5 protein-coding genes are annotated in these 2708 nt (G+C 58.5%); 1 reads left to right on the top strand and 4 read right to left on the bottom strand.

Translation table 11 applies throughout. From position 1 onward, the window contains the following. Positions 1 to 480 precede the first annotated feature (480 nt). Complete coding sequence (locus H7698_RS31575) at positions 481 to 609, top strand: hypothetical protein (RefSeq protein WP_328803788.1); 129 nt, start codon at positions 481 to 483, stop codon at positions 607 to 609. Between the two features lie 12 nt (positions 610 to 621). Here H7698_RS31575 and H7698_RS30975 read toward each other — a convergent pair whose 3' ends face one another. From H7698_RS30975 to H7698_RS30960, 4 genes are all read right to left on the bottom strand, one after another. Next, entirely contained in the window at positions 622 to 864 is a 243-nt protein-coding gene (locus H7698_RS30975; RefSeq protein ID WP_138962800.1) for a hypothetical protein, read from the bottom strand. A 58-nt stretch (positions 865 to 922) separates the two neighbouring features. Beyond that, complete coding sequence (locus H7698_RS30970) at positions 923 to 1768, bottom strand: SprT-like domain-containing protein (RefSeq protein ID WP_235992996.1); 846 nt, start codon at positions 1766 to 1768, stop codon at positions 923 to 925. Positions 1769 to 1838: 70 nt separating this feature from the next. Beyond that, positions 1839 to 2231, bottom strand: a complete 393-nt coding sequence (locus tag H7698_RS30965; RefSeq protein WP_194693881.1) for a hypothetical protein — start codon at positions 2229 to 2231, stop codon at positions 1839 to 1841. Between the two features lie 5 nt (positions 2232 to 2236). After that, a partial coding sequence (locus H7698_RS30960) for a plasmid stabilization protein (protein WP_194693880.1) occupies positions 2237 to 2708 on the bottom strand: 472 nt, incomplete at its 5' end.

The following is a 2708-nucleotide window of genomic DNA, read 5'->3' as shown; positions in this document are numbered from 1 at the left end:
GATCTACACCGAAAACCGGATCAGCTACCAGGTGTATACCAAGGCTTACGCGAAAGGCGCTCAGCTCAAAAGTGAAGGCATGGCCTGCACTTGCTTCCAATGCAAGCAACGCCCTGCGTCTGCTTGAAATCTGCGGTATTACTGCCCTGCAGCAGCGTCAGATTTCAACGTGCTGCAGGTGTTGAAACCATCAAACCCGCTTCGGCGGGTTTTTTGTGGCCACTGTTGGGTGGTGGCCACCGCATACCCCGGGCGTGCTCGGCTTCGCCTCACCGGCTGTCGTGAACCAAGCCCCGGCCAAGAGCGCGCCGGGTCTTGGCCCTTCGGGCTTCCATCCTCACGCCTTCGCCCGTGCCGGGCTGCGCGCTCCGCTTGCTTTGCGACAGGGCGAGCCGTACCCGGAATTTGTAACGTACGATACAGGGGAATCGCAGTTGGCCCGGGCCCGCCCGGGCGATGCAACAGCCGCGATCAGGATCTGTGAATACCGACCTGTATCAGTACCTGTCGCCGCTGGGCTGGGAGCATATCAACCTGACCGGCGATTACGTCTGGCGACGGAGCCGAAGGCTGGAAGACGGGAAGTACCGACCATTGCGCAAGCTATAACCGCTAATCTGCTCAGTCGTAGCCAGCACGTGCATCGGCGATGTACCGCAGTGCGTCGGCCTTGCGCTCAGCTGAGCAGTTGGCCTGCTTCACCAGCGTCTCGCAGAAGCCATAGTCGGCATTGACTAGGGCGCGCAGCAGGCCGGTACACAAAAGAACTTCATCGTCGTACTCGTCCTGCAACTGCTGATACTGCGCCTTCAACTCGGTAATACTCGCTTCAAGCTGTTCAGAGGGGTTCTCGATATCGGCCATGTCGTGTGGATTCCTTTCAGTACTACACGTTGGTTGTGAACACATTGACCGATTCAGTTTAGGCCACCGCCTCGGGCGGGACTTCGACCAGCTCTTTCGAGTCAACGAACTGGACTTTGCATTCGACGCATTCAATGCGCCCACTCAGACCAGGCTTGCCCCACAAATTGAGGTGGCAGCTCGGGCAGGTGTACTTGCGTTTGTTCTTCGGATCTTCTTTTCCAGGATCTGGCTGCAGCAACCCCGCCGAGGTCAACGCGGGAATATCAATCGTCGGATCTTCGGGCATCCCGGGAACCGGTTCGCCGCCAGGCCCGTAGAGCAATACCGCTGACATAGGCACGCGCTTAGTCACCACGTCGATCCAGGACAACATGCGGCCCTGCTCGATCAACTCATTGCAGGCCACATCAAACGGCCCGCCTTCGATGATGTAATGCGTCATCTGCTGGCCATGGCGCTTGCCGCCAGGCTCGCCGGTACTGGATGGCATCAAACCGACTGCCTCCATTTTGTCAGCCCATTCGGCATTGTGATAACCGGCCCGCGAACGCTTGCCGTGATGAGCCTGCCATTGGTGGACTTGCTCATGTACCAACGTCGAAAGCGTTTGCTGAACTCGGCGGTGTGCAAAATACGCCGGATTCAGCGCGATCTCATCGCTTTTTCCATCGCCGTTCCGGCGAAGGAAACGCGACTCGGAGTAATAGCCGAACGTGTTGCTTTTACGCTGGAGCGTAAACAAGCAGCCAGGGAGCTGGCCACGGAAAAGCACCTCATTGAAGTACGCATAGGCGCCTTCAATTTCCTCGTAAAGCTCTTGGCTCGCAGTTGCTGTCATGTGTCCTCCTTTTCTCGCACGCGAGAATTCCCCCCAGCCTGTCCACCAGCGGGGGAAGGTCATGGGTCATCTGCAAAGTTTATCCTGTATCGTACGATACAGGATAAATCCCAAAAAAGGGGGCCGAACCCCCTCACATCGCCAAGGCGAATCGGAAGCCGAGGAAGCCGCCAACCGCACCGGCCACCACTGCCGCTATCAAGGCCGTCAGCGCGATGGCCACCAGCCGACGACGCAGGCCACCGGCAGCGAGTAGCACCGGAGCTGTGCTCCGGTTCAGCTCGTTACCAATCCGCGCCGCCGCTTCGCGGCCTGCTTGGAGCAGTGCCGCTTGCTGGGTTTCCATCATCGACTCGAAGTTCATTTGCGTCTGCAGCAAGGCCTTGCCCGCTGCATCCTTGATCGCGCTCGCGATCTTCTCCCGCAGTTCGCCGTCTACTTCTTCCAGGCGGCGCACCAGGGCGTCAATGTCTTCGAGCATCTGGCCCGCCAACGCTTCGCGGGCGGTTGTCGGATCCTTGGCCATCGCAGTTACTTCCCTTTGCCGAACAGCACCGCGTACACGTCATCGAGGTTCTGCCAGGCCGACTTGGCCAGGCGCTGAACCGAGATCATCCGCACGGCGTGTTCCTTGTCTTGCACGGTCTTCGCCTCGCGCAACATTTCTCGGTATGGCGTGGTGTCCTGTACCACCTCGGCGATGTTCTTTTTCAGCGCACGCAGGCGCTCGAACACTTCGTTCGAATAAATCACCGCATCACGCTTGAGGGTGAATTTCTTCTCCAGCTCATGGAAGCCGAACAGAGCCGCGAAGGTGTGCGGCAGATCGTCAGCGTCATCGATCTCAACCTTGTTGAACACGATCAAGATTTTCTTGGCCGGTACGCCCAGCGCGGCCAGCGTCTTGATCGTATTGATGGTGTCGGCCTGCTGCTTTTTCTCGCCGACCGTGGGCACCAGGAAGTAATCGAATTCCTCATGCGAGCCTGCGAACTGGCCCATG

Origin of the sequence: Pseudomonas sp. p50(2008) (assembly GCF_015351605.1) — a bacterium.
Lineage (GTDB): Bacteria > Pseudomonadota > Gammaproteobacteria > Pseudomonadales > Pseudomonadaceae > Aquipseudomonas.
This window is presented reverse-complemented; position numbering and strand designations above follow the sequence as displayed.